A 13,358-nucleotide genomic window follows, 5' to 3' on the forward strand; every position below is an offset into this window, starting at 1 on the left:
CAAACTTATTCTATAAAACATAGATGATTACTGACTATTTTACCATAATTTAGCTAGTTTTGCAGGGTGTTAGACAATTAAAAGACTAGAAAAGCCCCTCTTAAAGAAGTGGGGCTTTGGAAATTTTATTGGTAAATAGCTTGTGCTGCAGTGATGAGAGTAAGATTATAAACATCATCTGAGCTACATCCACGTGAAAGGTCATTAACTGGCTTATTCAAACCTTGTAAAACAGGTCCTACAGCTGAGAAACCACCTAGACGTTCTGCAATCTTGTATCCAATATTTCCTGCTTCGATACTTGGGAAGATGAAGACAGTTGCATGTCCAGCCACTTTACTTCCTGGAGCTTTCAAAGCTGCGGTTTCAGGGTGGAAGGCAGCGTCAAATTGCAATTCTCCATCAATTTCAAGGTCAGGACGCAATTCGTGTGCACGTTTAGTAGCTGCTACCACTTTATCAACGTTTTCACCGAAACCAGAACCTTTACTTGAGTAACTTAACATTGCAATTTTTGGCTCGATACCAAACATTTTAGCTGTGATTGCTGAGTTAATAGCAATTTCAGCTAGGGCATCAGCATCAGGATTAATGTTGATTGCACAGTCTCCGAAAAGATAACGTTCTGAACCACGAGTCATTAAGAAAGCACCTGAAGTACGAGTTACATTTGGACGAGTTTTAATGATTTGAAGTGCTGGGCGAACAGTTGCAGCAGTTGAGTGAAGTGCACCTGAAACCATACCGTCAACCAAGCCCATATAAACTAGCATAACACCAAAGTAGTTAACGTCTTCACTCAAGAGTCTAGTAGCTTCTTCTTCTGTTATCTTACCGTTACGACGTTCTACAAGAGAAGCAACCATATCGTCAAATTTATCGTAATGATCTGGGTCGATGACTTCATACCCCTCATGAATTCCTTCGATTTCAAGGTAGATTTTGATTTTTTCAGGTTTACCAAGCAAAACTGGGATAACATCTGTTTCTTTCACCAAACGTTTTGTAGCTTGTAGGATACGAGGTTCTTTCCCTTCGGGTAGAACGATGCGTACATTTTTACCAACTAGGTTGGTTTTTAGACTTTCAAAAACTTCCATGAGTTTTCTCCTTTAATATTAATTAATTGATAACTTAGTTATTAAATTCTTAAAATCATCTGGCAGCGGAGATGATATTTCCAACTGTTCTTCAAGAAAAGGATGATAAAAAGATAAGAAATGGCAATGTAGCGCTTGACGCTGTATGCCATGCTCTAAACTTCCACCATAGAGGTCATCTCCAAGTAATGGAAAACCAATATGTGAAAAATGAACACGAATTTGGTGTGTTCTCCCAGTATGTAATCGAATATCGACTAAATGTATGTCTCCATAGGATGCTATGACCTTGTATTCTGTGTGAGCATATTTACCACCTTTAGCTACACGCCTTGTGATGATAGAATCTTCATCTCTCGCAATGGGAGCTATGATTTCTCCCTGTGGTTCCAGATGTCCATCTCCCTTGACTAAAGCGTAATAACGCTTTTCAATAGCCTTTTTTTGTAACTGTTTATCTAATCTGGCATGCGCATAGCCGTGTTTAGCAAAAAGCATCAATCCAGAGGTATCTCTATCAAGCCGAGTTACAATGTGAACCTGCTGATTCTCATAGTTTTGGTTTACATAGTAACCCTTGATAAAGTTGGCAATGGTATTGGAATGATTGACACTAGGTATAGATGCAACTCCAAAGGGTTTGTTGATAATCAAGAAATGATCATCTTCAAATAGAATATCTAGCGGATAATCAATTGCTTCCAGTGTCTCGAAACCTTCTTCTGGAGGAATATCAATGACAACCTCATCCCCAATATCTAAGAGATAGGTTGCATTCTGCGGATGCCCATTGACTCGAATATCACCACCTCGAAACTTAATCTTGGCAAGTAACCCTTTTGAAACTTCATGTTTTTTCAGAAAGGTTTTGACCTTGACATGTTCATCAGCAATAAACTGAAACCTCATTCGTCCACCTCACCAATAAAGGCATCTTTAACACGATTCCAAAAACTGGTGTGGCTTGGTGTCGCTACAAAATGAATCTTATGATGATCAATCTGGTATTCTATTTTTTCAATATTTCGGAAAGAATAAATACTATTATCGATTGAGATTGTGTGATAGTCATTTCGAGTCGGTATCAATTCAATCTTGTCTTTTTTTGGAACGATGATTGAAGAACCAAGTGTGCGATAGATTCGGTTGTTCAAACTGGCAATTTCAGCCAATTGAAGGGCTTCTATGGTCGGATGCAGTACTGCTCCACCAAGTGATTTATTATAAGCTGTACTTCCTGTCGGCGTTGAAACCGTTAGGCCGTCACCACGGAAACGTTCAAAGGGAACATGGTTAATAATGACATCAGCAACCATAGTTCGATCCGCTCGACGAATGCTAGCTTCATTTAGTGCTCGGAAAGACTTGACTTCACCATTTTCGAGAAATATTTTTACACTAAGGAGTGGATAAGAAACTTGAGCTCCATTATCCAACTGTAAATTTGTAACCAATTGGTCCAACTCAAAATCACGATAATCCGTATAAAAACCTAAATGTCCCGTATGAACCCCAACAAAACGAACCTTATCCAGTTGGTTTTCATACTTATGGAAAGCAGACAGTAACATCCCATCTCCACCAATAGAGACGACGATATCTGGATTTTTATCATTCAGGATAAAATTATTCTTTTTTAATCGTTCTTTTAACTCAAATAGAACTTTCTGACTCTGAGGCTTACGGTTGGCAATTAGGTCAATTCGTTTACCTGTATTCTTCATCGGTATCGTCACTGTTTCCTACCCCGTCATTTAATTTTCTGTGCAAAGGATCAAAGAGCGCTTGGGCTTCCTGGATATCAGCACGTATTTTACTCATTTCTTCGTCTAACTGGTGAGAAATTCTAGCTGTAATTTCAAGTCTTTCCTTGATTTCTTCTGGGAAATCTCCCTGATATTTATAATTGAGAGAATGCTCGATTGTAGCCCAAAAGTTCATTGCCAAAGTACGAATTTGAATCTCAACTAGAATGGTTTTTGCACCGTAAATCGTATCAACCGTATACTCAATAATCACATGGTAAGAACGATAACCCGATGCCTTTCGATGAGTAATGTAATCACGTTCTTGAACAACTCTCATATCCTGTCTTTTACGAAGGATAGATACAACCTCATTCACATCGTCTACAAATTGAACCATGACACGTAAACCTGCAATATCTTGCAAATCTTGTTCAAGCGTGTCATAGGTTATTCCACGACGAACCATTTTTTCTTTGATACTTTCAATAGGTTTCACACGCCCTGTTACGAATTCAATTGGTGAATGTCGATTTTGTTTGCGGTACTGTTTTCGAATCCCCCGTAGTTTTATTTTTAACTCGCCAACAGCTTGAATGTAAGGATCTAAAAATTCTTCCCATTCAGTAATCATAGATTTTATAGATTCACCCCTCTTTAGCTACAATATTCATTTACTCTTTGATTTTCATTTAAAAATCATATACAATAAATACAGTTATTATTATACCATAAATCGCTTTCAAACAAAATAAAAGGTTCTCAAAATGAAACATTTAGAAATAGAATTAAAAACTCTTCTAAAGAAAGAAGACTATATAAAATTAAAAGAATATTTTTCGGATATTACTCCTATTACGCAAAACAACTACTACTTAGATACTTGTGACTATAAGCTACGTAGCAATAAGATAGCCATGCGTATTCGGACTTTTGAAGATAGCGCTGAATTAACTATAAAAATTCCTCAAGCTGTAGGCAATATGGAATACAATCAAGCTCTCACTCTAGAAGAGGCAAAGAAATGTTTAGAGGAATGCAAACTTCCCCAGGGTATGATTTTAGAAGAACTTTCAAATCGAGGTGTTTCACCAAGTGGATGGGTTGTTTTAGGTTGTTTAACCACTGTTCGTTATGAGAAAGAGACCTCTATCGGACTTATGGCACTAGATCAAAGTACCTACTTCGATGTTGTTGATTATGAATTAGAGCTGGAAGTCGAAAATGGAGACCAGGGAAGTCTTGATTTTCAGGAGTTTTTACAGGCAAATGATATCGAATACAAGAAAGCACCTTCAAAATTAGTACGATTTATAGAAAATATGAAAAAATCCTGAAATAATCAACTTTTTTTGATAAAATAAAAGAGATAAAAAATATTAGAATCTGTAACAGAAAACACTTGTTTTAAAATTGTTTGCTTTTGCTGATTCACGTAGTTTATAGAGGACGGTTTATCAATGTCAGATACAAAGAATATGAAGCTTTTTTCACTTTCATCAAACCATGAAATTGCTCAAAAAATCGCAGATGCTGCAGGTGTTCCACTTGGAAAATTATCATCACGTCAATTCTCAGATGGTGAAATCCAAGTTAACATCGAAGAAAGTGTTCGTGGGTATGATGTTTATATCATCCAGTCTACTTCTTATCCAGTTAGCAATCATTTGATGGAACTTTTAATCACTGTTGATGCCTGTGTTCGTGCTAGTGCAAATACAATCAATGTTGTCATGCCTTATTTTGGTTATGCTCGTCAAGACCGTATCGCTTCTTCTCGCGAACCCCTTACAGCTAAACTTGTTGCAAATATGTTGGTTAAAGCCGGAGTTAGTCGTGTATTGACACTTGATCTTCACGCTGTTCAGGTTCAAGGTTTCTTTGATATTCCTGTTGACAACCTCTACACAATTCCCCTTTTTGCTAAACATTACTGCGAAAAAGGTTTGACTGGATCAGATGTGGTTGTTGTTAGTCCTAAAAATTCAGGCGTAAAACGTGCCCGTAGCCTCGCTGAGTATCTTGATGCACCGATTGCTATCATCGACTATGCTCAAGATGATTCTGAACGTAGCCAAGGATATATTATCGGTGAGGTTGAAGGTAAGAAAGCAATCTTGATTGATGATATTCTAAATACAGGTCGTACTTTCTCTGAAGCTGCTAAAATCTTAGAACGCGATGGTGCAATTGAAATATATGCAGTTTCAAGTCATGGACTTTTCGTTGACAGCGCTGCAGAATTGCTTGATGCAGCTAATATCAAAGAAATCTTGGTTACAGATTCTGTAGTAACAGAAAGTAAAAAACCAAAAAATGTAAAATACATTACAGCAAGCGAATTAATTGGTGATGCCATGGTTCGTATTCATGAAAGAAAACCAGTTAGTCCACTATTTAAGTTTAAATAGAAATTAGGTGAGTTTTTGATTTATTTGGATAATGCTGCTACGACACCCATGTCATCTGCAGCTATCTCAGCAATGACCCAAGTCATGCAAGAAACATATGGAAACCCTTCTAGTATTCATAGCCATGGGCGACAAGCAGGTAAATTATTACGTGAAGCCCGTCAAGAATTAGCAGGTTTACTAGGTACAAAGCCCCAACACATTTTCTTCACTTCTGGTGGTACAGAAAGTAATAATACAGCTATTATCGGCTACTGTCTTCGTCATCAGAATCGCGGAAAACACATTATTACTACTGCTATCGAGCATCACGCTGTGCTTGAACCAATTGAATATCTGGTGGAAAATTTCGGATTTGAAGTAACTATTTTGAAACCTGTAAATCAAGAAATTACAGCAGAACAAGTCAAAAATGCTCTTCGTGAAGATACCATTTTAGTTTCAACTATGTTTGCAAACAATGAAACAGGGACTCTATTACCGATTGCTGAGATTGGTGAGCTGCTAAAAAATCATTCTGCTGTTTATCATGTTGATGCAGTTCAAGCAGTCGGTAAATTAACGATTCTCCCTGAAGAATTAGGAATTGATTTTCTTAGCGCTTCTGCACATAAATTTTATGGTCCCAAAGGCGTTGGTTTCCTTTATGCTGCTACCACTGATTTTGATTCCTACCTACACGGTGGAGATCAAGAACAGAAAAAAAGAGCAGGAACAGAAAACCTTCCTGCAATAATTGGGATGGTAGCGGCACTTAAGGACGATATTGAACATATAGAGACTAACTTCGAAAAAGTTCAAAAGTTACAGGAAACATTTCTAGCGGAAATGGATGGAACAAACTACTATCTAAATCAGGGAAAAGAACAACTTCCCTATGTTCTCAATATTGGATTTCCAGGACAACGCAACGACCTACTGCTACTTCGTTTAGACCTTGAAGGTATTTCTATTTCAACTGGTTCAGCATGTACTGCTGGTGTAGTTCAAGTTAGTCATGTTCTTAAGGCTTTTTATGGAGAAGACTCGCCTCGCTTACATGAGTCTGTTCGCGTCAGCATTTCACCTCAAAACACAGAACAAGAAATGTTAACCCTTGTCAAAAAAATTAAAGAAATTATTGGAGGATAACTCAATGGCATTCGAACAAACGATTAAATTAAAAAATTGCCGTTACGATTACACACTTAGTCCAACTGTTAAAAAATTTACGCTTAAAGATAATACTTTTTTTGAAACTAAAGTTGGTAACTATGAATTAACGCGTCTTCTTGAAAAAGTACCAAATAGTGGAGAGGGATTCCAACTTAAGATTATTATTAACAAAGACTTAACAGGCGCAAAAATCAACATCACTGATAAATTTGGTCTACGTTTGGTTGATATCTTCAAATCAGAAGAAACTCACATCCACCAAGAAAAATTTTACTTCTTGATGGATAGCCTGGTTGAACGTGGCGTATTTACAAAAAGCGAAAGATAGAAGGTCATTATGTTTCGATTAACTTACAAGGACTCCTATCAAGTAGAGCGTGTGCAAGAATATGAAGACTATGAAGCTCTTATGCTCTCTCTATCGGGTTGTGTAACCCTTCCTGATACTACTCTTGTTACTTCATTAACACATGATGGAGTTGAAATTTATCAGGGACTTCTAGGTAATCTCTACCGCTTTTTAAGGACTTACCACGAAACTAAGATAAACTAAGATTTTTTCTTAGTTTTTTTTCGTTATTGTTGCATTTTTCACAAGCTTTCTATAAAATAGTAGATAGAAAGGTTGTGATTTTGTGAAAGAAAAACAGTCTGCTATTCCTAAAGCAACAGCAAAGAGACTTTCTCTCTATTACCGTATTTTTAAAAGATTTAATGCCGAGAAAATTGAAAGAGCCAATTCCAAACAAATTGCAGAAGCAATTGGAATTGATTCTGCCACTGTTCGTCGTGACTTCTCTTACTTTGGAGAACTTGGACGTCGTGGATTTGGCTATGATGTCAAAAAGCTCATGAACTTTTTCGCTGATCTTTTAAATGATAATTCTATTACCAATGTTATGCTTGTAGGTATTGGAAATATGGGTCATGCCCTCCTCCACTACCGCTTTCATGAGCGCAACAAGATGAAAATCATCATGGCTTTTGACCTTGATGATCATCCTGAGGTTGGTACCAAAACTCCTGACGGTGTTCCGATCTATGGAATCTCACAAATAAAGGACAAAATTAAGGGTAGTGATGTTAAAACTGCTATTCTTACTGTTCCTAGTGTTAAATCTCAAGAAGTTGCTGAACTTTTGGTTGATGCTGGCATCAAAGGTATCCTCAGTTTCTCTCCTGTTCACCTACATCTTCCTAAAGACGTAGTTGTTCAGTATGTCGATCTTACAAGCGAACTTCAAACCCTCCTCTATTTCATGCGTAAAGAGGATTAGAAAGTGTAAATATTTATGAATAAACCAGTTATTGGGATTACAGGAAATGAAACCCCGCATCCAGATGATGAGCTTATGATGAGTTATGCTTCAAAAGGCTTTGTTGAAGGAGTTAAGAAAGCTGGAGGTATACCCATTATCCTACCGATTGGTGATGAAGAAATGGCCAGTTACTACATTAGTTTAATTGATAAACTTATTCTAACTGGTGGACAAAACGTTGACCCTAAATACTATGGTGAGCCAAAAACTATTGATAGCGACGACTACCACCTTCAACGTGATATTTTTGAGTTAGCCCTCATTAAAGAAGCAATTAAGCAAAATAAACCAATTTTTTCTGTCTGTCGTGGTACTCAACTTTTTAACGTAGCCATGGGCGGGTCTCTTTATCAAGATATCGAAGATCATTGGCAGGATAGTTCCGCTGAATACACCACTCAGCGGCTTGTCACCGAACCAGATACTGTTCTTCGAGAAATCTATGGCGAAATCTCTCATATCAATTCTTTCCACCATCAGAGCATCAAAGATTTAGCTCCTAATCTTAAGGTTGTAGCTCATGATCCTAAAGATGGCATTATCGAGGCTGTGACAACTACAGACGGCTTCCCCTATCTTGGTGTTCAATGGCATCCTGAATTTCTCTTTGAAAATCGCCCAAAAGATAAAACACTTTTCGACTATGTTGTCAATGAATTGTAAACCTGTATCATATACAGGTTTTTTTATATCATATCTGTCTTCTCGCGGTAACTAAAATAATCGGAATGTGAGACAATTAGATGGTCCAATAAGACCAACCCCATTAAGTCGCAAGCTTCTTTAACAAGCTTCGTAACATGGTCATCATTTCTACTTGGCATGACAGCCCCAGATGGATGATTATGAACCAGAATCACAGATGTTGCCATGTGCTTTAGGGCATAGTGGAGAATTTCTCTCGGTTCTGCAATACTTCTCGTGGCAGACCCGATAAAAATAGTCTGCTGGTGAATGATTTGATTTTGAGTATTCAGATAGAGCGCCACTAGGTGCTCTTGTTTTTTATCTCCAAGCTCAGCCTGCATCTTTTTAGCTAATTTACGACTGCTAAGAATACTCTCCATTTCCACTGTTTCCCTTTTATGGATACGGTAGCCTAATTCGATAACAGCTTGTAATTCGATAGCCTTAACACGTCCAATACCCGATAGAGTCTGCAATTCCTGTAGACTCATTCTTTTTAGGTCAGTTAAACAGGTTAGCTGATTTAATACCTTCTGTGCTATTTCAAAAACATTGGCTTGTTTCGTTCCTGTCCTTAGTAATATTGCCAGTAATTCTTGGTTGCTGAGTGCTTCTACTCCTTCTCTTACTAGTCTCTCTCTTGGTAAAAGTGAATCTTCTTGAAATGAAATACTATACATAAAAATCCTCCTCACTTTATTATTCGTGAGAAGGATCCTTAATTCGATAAAAACTAGTTATTTTTAGATTTTTTCAAGCGCTAGTCGCAAATCTTCAATCAAATCGTCGACATTTTCAAGACCGATTGAGAGACGGATTTGATTTTTAGTTACTCCTGCTGCTTCTAAATCAGAGTCTGACAACTGAGCATGTGTTGTAGTTGCAGGGTGAACTACTAATGATTTAGCGTCTGCTACATTGGCTAAGTTCGAAAAGATTTTCAAGTTGTCAATCACTTTACGTGCTTCTGCTTCTCCACCTTTAACGTGGAAAGTAAAGATTGAGCCAACACCTTTTGGTAAGTATTTTTCAGCCAAGGCATGGTAAGGACTATCTGGAAGTTTTGGATAGTTGACCTTTTCAACCTTTGGATGGTTCACAAGGAAATCAACGATTTTCTCAGCATTTTGAACATGGCGTTCAACACGAAGAGAAAGAGTTTCAAGACCTTGTAAGAGCAAGAATGAATTAAATGGTGATAGCGCAGCTCCCATATCGCGAAGCAATTGCACGCGAGCAGCAACGATAAAGGCTTGCAGCACCAACATCACGAGTATAACTGATATTGTGGTAGCTTGGATCTTCTAAGACTAATTGAGGGAATTTTCCTGAAGCAGCCCAGTCAAACTTACCACTATCAACGATGACACCACCAATTGTAGTACCATGACCACCGATAAACTTAGTTGCTGAATGAACTGCAATGTCAACACCGTGTGAAAAGACATTGATAAGATATGGTGTTGCAAAAGTATTGTCTGCAACCAAAGGAATCTGGTGTTTATGAGCAATTTCAGCGATTTTTTCGATATCAGGAATGTTGATAACAGGATTTCCCAAGGTTTCAATCAATACAAGTTTTGTATTGTCTTTAATAGCTGCTTCTACTTCTTCTAGATTATCAATATCAACAAAAGTTGTGGTGATTCCATAACGAGGAAGTGTTTCTTTCAAGAGGTTAAAGGTACCACCATAGATGGTTGATGCTGCAACGACGTGGTCTCCTGCGTGGGCTAGAGCTAAAATTGTGTAGGTAATAGCTGCCATACCTGACGCAGTTGCAAGTGCACCTACACCACCTTCAAGAGCTGCGATACGCTCTTCAAAGGCTGAAGTTGTAGGATTGGTAATACGAGTATAAATATTACCAGCCTTTTGAAGAGCAAAGAGTTCTGCACCCTCTTGTGTATCTTCAAATACAAAAGATGTTGTTTGGTAAATTGGTACAGCACGAGACTTGGTAGTGGCATCCACCACTTGTCCTGCATGCAATTGTAGGGTTTCAAATTTAAATTCACGAGTCATATTTAGACCTCCAAAGATTTCATTAGGTTCATTGTATCACCTAATTCGTTCAGTTACAAATACAACTTTGTTATATATTGGCATAAGAAATAGCTATGGCTATTATTAGAATTGTAGAACTTTTTTCAGATAGTTTAAAATATTTGTCTTCACTGCTCCTATACTTTATAATGTTTAGAAAGGAGAAAACTATGTCAGAAATTACACATGAAATCGATTCAAACTTTGCCGGTCGTTTAAATATCTTGCGTGCTGGTGTACTGGGTGCAAATGATGGAATTATCTCTATTGCTGGGGTTGTTATCGGGGTTGCCAGTGCTACAACTAATATCTGGATTATCTTCCTCTCAGGATTAGCCGCAATTCTTGCTGGTGCCTTTTCTATGGCTGGTGGCGAGTATGTATCCGTATCTACTCAAAAAGACACTGAGGAGGCTGCTGTAGCCCGCGAACAACTACTTTTGGATAAAGATATGGATGCTGCTAAAAAATCACTCTACGCAGCCTATCTTCAAAATGGTGAGTGTGAAACTTCAGCTCAACTATTAGTTAACAAAGCTTTTTTGAAAAATCCACTAAAAGCTTTAGTCGAGGAAAAATATGGTATCGAGTATGAAGAATTCACCAATCCATGGCATGCTGCAGCATCTAGCTTTATTTCCTTTGTCCTCGGAAGTCTCCCGCCAATGCTTTCAATAACTATTTTCCCAAGTGACTATCGAATCCCTGCTACTGTTATTATTGTAGCAATTTCACTTCTAGTCACTGGATATACAAGTGCCAAACTTGGAAAAGCTCCCACTAAAACAGCTATGATTCGGAACCTTTGTATTGGCCTTTTGACCATGGGTGTTACTTATCTATTTGGACAGTTGTTTAGCATTTAAAACATAAAAATACCTCGAAATCATCGAGGTATTTTTTTATAATTGGATAATTTTGCGATAGCTTCTTGAAGTTATCATAAAGATTAGTACATAAACTAAAGCAAAGATACCACAGATAGAAAGTGTTACACTTAACATCATAGCTGTATCTACTACCCCAATGACTTTAAGAATCAAACTTAACATATGATAAGCAAATGCCAAGTGTAGGAAAGCAAAGATTACAGGGAGGAAGAAAACAGTCAAGACCTGCTTGTTAATGGTTTGCTTGATTTGTTTTTGATCCAAGCCAACTTTTTGCAGGATGACAAAGCGTTCACGATCCTCATAACCTTCTGAGATTTGTTTATAGTAGATTACTAAAACTGTACCCATCATAAAGATGATAGAGAGGAAAATACCAATGAAGAGAATTCCTCCAAAGAGAGCATTCATTTGGGCAATTGCGTCACTTGCACCATTACCCCCATAAACCATAGCATCTTCTCTCTGGAGATTATGACTAAAGTTGTTCACATACGCATCAAAATCATCAGCTAGCTTTAACTGTTCCTCTAGACTTACAGTTACATCCATACCACCGTAGAACTGATTGAAGATAGCAGAATCTTGGTACTGATCCAAAAAGTTTTGAATATTTGGTACAACTAGATAGTTATAATCCGAAACCAAGAGAACGTACTGGTTTGAAACATGATCTCTGAGGAAATCTTGCTGTATTTCTTGCTTGACCGTATAATTCTGATTGTTCAGACTAATTGCTTTCTGACCTTTAAGTTGATCATTTCGAGCCCAAAGTCCTACTTCGTTTCCAGAAAGATTTAGCTTTTGTCCAGTCATTTTTTCATAATCTTTTTGGTCGAAAACTAGGAAAACTGTCTTTGGCAATACATTAGTTTTCCCTTTTTCATAGATAGTTAAGTTTGTTCCATCTTGATTAGAAAGGCCAAAGCTAGCATAGCTAAGAACGTCTTTATTGCTAATTGTTAAGTTCTTTTCGCTAGCATATTGAGTCAATAGTTGGTCTAAATCCTCAACTTCTATATTTTGTCCTTTAACATCAAAATCGTGAGGATACATAATATTTTTTATATTTTCAGATCCGTTATAGATGCTGGTTGCTGCAGACATGGTGACCAAAACCATGGTTGAAAGGATGGTAATGGTTGCTAAACCGACAGCGTTTTTCTTCATACGAAAGATAAGATTCGAAACAGAAATGAGGTTGTTTGGTTTGTAGTAGTATCTCTTGTTTTTCTTGAGCAACTGCAAGAAAACTGTAATACCCGCATTGAATAAAAGATAGGTCGCAACTATGACCAACATGACGGCAATAAAGAAAGTGAGGGTTGCTGAAATTGGGTCTTTTACGCTTTGTGCTAGATAGTAGCCACCACCTAGTGTAATTAGCCCTACTAAAGTTTGAAGGACTAGGAAACGCCCTTTCTTTTCACCTTTTGATTTCTCACGAGAGAGTTGGAGGGCATCCATACGAATGATACGTATAGCGTTTAGAAAGACAATGACTAGAAAGATAAAACCGAATACTAGAAGAATTGAAAGCACTACGGACCATTGGAAAGTTGCAACTAACTCTACCTTCATCTTTGCAAGTTTAAGCAATAATGCGAAGATCAGATTATCAAAGAGGGCACCAATCCCAATACCAGCAGTGACTGTTACAAGCCCAAAAATCAGGAGTTCCTTGAAGGTCATACCAATCAAATGACGCTTTTCTAAGCCCAACATGCCATATACACCCAGTTCTTTGGATCGATTTTTCATGACAAAGCTGTTGGCATAAAGCACGATGATGGCAGATGCAAGTGTCACTACGACAAGCCCTAGTTGTAGAGTAAATTGAATAGCGGATGCACCACGCAAATCCACAATTTTTGGATTAAAGGCTAGGGAGTAAAAGAGATAGCTAATCGTGACTGCCAAAATGACAGACAGAGCAAAAGGATAATAGAGTTTGCGGTTTTTGATTAAGTTGGATATGGCCAACTTATTGGTTAATCGAAACATA

The 13,358-nt window shown here is 37.6% G+C and carries 14 protein-coding genes and 1 pseudogene; 8 read left to right on the forward strand and 7 right to left on the reverse strand.

The window, feature by feature from the left end; all coding sequences use genetic code 11:
* Window positions 1-125: 125 nt before the first annotated feature.
* The 4 genes from pta to ACXYSK_RS02915 are packed head-to-tail and all read right to left on the reverse strand — an operon-like array spanning window position 126 to window position 3,479.
* Window positions 126-1,100, reverse strand: coding sequence for a phosphate acetyltransferase (gene pta, locus ACXYSK_RS02900; protein WP_006154284.1), 975 nt, complete (start codon window positions 1,098-1,100; stop codon window positions 126-128).
* A gap of 18 nt (window positions 1,101-1,118) precedes the next feature.
* On the reverse strand, window positions 1,119-2,009 hold the full coding sequence (locus ACXYSK_RS02905; RefSeq protein WP_458624967.1) for an RluA family pseudouridine synthase: 891 nt from the start codon (window positions 2,007-2,009) through the stop codon (window positions 1,119-1,121).
* On the reverse strand, window positions 2,006-2,824 hold the full coding sequence (locus ACXYSK_RS02910; RefSeq protein ID WP_004252947.1) for an NAD kinase: 819 nt from the start codon (window positions 2,822-2,824) through the stop codon (window positions 2,006-2,008). Before ACXYSK_RS02910 ends, ACXYSK_RS02905 begins: the two co-directional genes overlap by 4 nt.
* A complete protein-coding gene (locus tag ACXYSK_RS02915; RefSeq protein WP_458624968.1) occupies window positions 2,808-3,479 on the reverse strand; it encodes a GTP pyrophosphokinase in 672 nt (223 codons plus the stop codon). The genes ACXYSK_RS02910 and ACXYSK_RS02915 overlap by 17 nt, the downstream gene beginning before the upstream one ends.
* A gap of 133 nt (window positions 3,480-3,612) precedes the next feature.
* On the opposite strand from ACXYSK_RS02915, the gene ACXYSK_RS02920 reads away from it, so the two are divergent.
* From ACXYSK_RS02920 to ACXYSK_RS02950, 7 genes are all read left to right on the forward strand, one after another.
* Window positions 3,613-4,182, forward strand: a complete 570-nt coding sequence (locus tag ACXYSK_RS02920) for a CYTH domain-containing protein (protein ID WP_006154366.1) — start codon at window positions 3,613-3,615, stop codon at window positions 4,180-4,182.
* Window positions 4,183-4,305: 123 nt separating this feature from the next.
* A complete protein-coding gene (locus ACXYSK_RS02925; protein WP_458624969.1) occupies window positions 4,306-5,256 on the forward strand; it encodes a ribose-phosphate diphosphokinase in 951 nt (316 codons plus the stop codon).
* A 15-nt stretch (window positions 5,257-5,271) separates the two neighbouring features.
* Window positions 5,272-6,387: a cysteine desulfurase family protein gene (locus ACXYSK_RS02930; RefSeq protein ID WP_458624970.1), complete on the forward strand. Its 1,116-nt coding sequence runs from the start codon at window positions 5,272-5,274 to the stop codon at window positions 6,385-6,387.
* 4 nt (window positions 6,388-6,391) lie between these two features.
* Window positions 6,392-6,739 (forward strand): DUF1831 domain-containing protein, encoded by a 348-nt coding sequence (locus ACXYSK_RS02935; RefSeq protein ID WP_016465846.1) that lies wholly within the window; start codon window positions 6,392-6,394, stop codon window positions 6,737-6,739.
* Between the two features lie 9 nt (window positions 6,740-6,748).
* Complete coding sequence (locus ACXYSK_RS02940) at window positions 6,749-6,964, forward strand: DUF4649 family protein (protein ID WP_006154497.1); 216 nt, start codon at window positions 6,749-6,751, stop codon at window positions 6,962-6,964.
* Between the two features lie 82 nt (window positions 6,965-7,046).
* On the forward strand, window positions 7,047-7,688 hold the full coding sequence (locus ACXYSK_RS02945) for a redox-sensing transcriptional repressor Rex (RefSeq protein WP_006154311.1): 642 nt from the start codon (window positions 7,047-7,049) through the stop codon (window positions 7,686-7,688).
* Window positions 7,689-7,703: 15 nt separating this feature from the next.
* Window positions 7,704-8,393: a gamma-glutamyl-gamma-aminobutyrate hydrolase family protein gene (locus tag ACXYSK_RS02950; protein WP_458624971.1), complete on the forward strand. Its 690-nt coding sequence runs from the start codon at window positions 7,704-7,706 to the stop codon at window positions 8,391-8,393.
* 23 nt (window positions 8,394-8,416) lie between these two features.
* On the opposite strand, the gene radC is transcribed toward ACXYSK_RS02950, so the two are convergent.
* Both radC and ACXYSK_RS02960 read right to left on the reverse strand, forming a co-directional pair.
* Window positions 8,417-9,097: a RadC family protein gene (radC, locus tag ACXYSK_RS02955; protein ID WP_458625401.1), complete on the reverse strand. Its 681-nt coding sequence runs from the start codon at window positions 9,095-9,097 to the stop codon at window positions 8,417-8,419.
* A gap of 63 nt (window positions 9,098-9,160) precedes the next feature.
* Window positions 9,161-10,442: pseudogene (locus ACXYSK_RS02960) on the reverse strand (O-acetylhomoserine aminocarboxypropyltransferase/cysteine synthase family protein).
* A 191-nt stretch (window positions 10,443-10,633) separates the two neighbouring features.
* Here ACXYSK_RS02960 and ACXYSK_RS02965 point away from each other — a divergent pair.
* Window positions 10,634-11,329, forward strand: coding sequence for a VIT1/CCC1 transporter family protein (locus ACXYSK_RS02965; RefSeq protein WP_458624972.1), 696 nt, complete (start codon window positions 10,634-10,636; stop codon window positions 11,327-11,329).
* Between the two features lie 36 nt (window positions 11,330-11,365).
* On the opposite strand, the gene ACXYSK_RS02970 is transcribed toward ACXYSK_RS02965, so the two are convergent.
* Window positions 11,366-13,357, reverse strand: coding sequence for an ABC transporter permease (locus ACXYSK_RS02970; RefSeq protein ID WP_458624973.1), 1,992 nt, complete (start codon window positions 13,355-13,357; stop codon window positions 11,366-11,368).
* Between the last annotated feature and the right edge of the window lies 1 nt (window position 13,358).

The organism is Streptococcus sp. V919 (assembly GCF_054353475.1).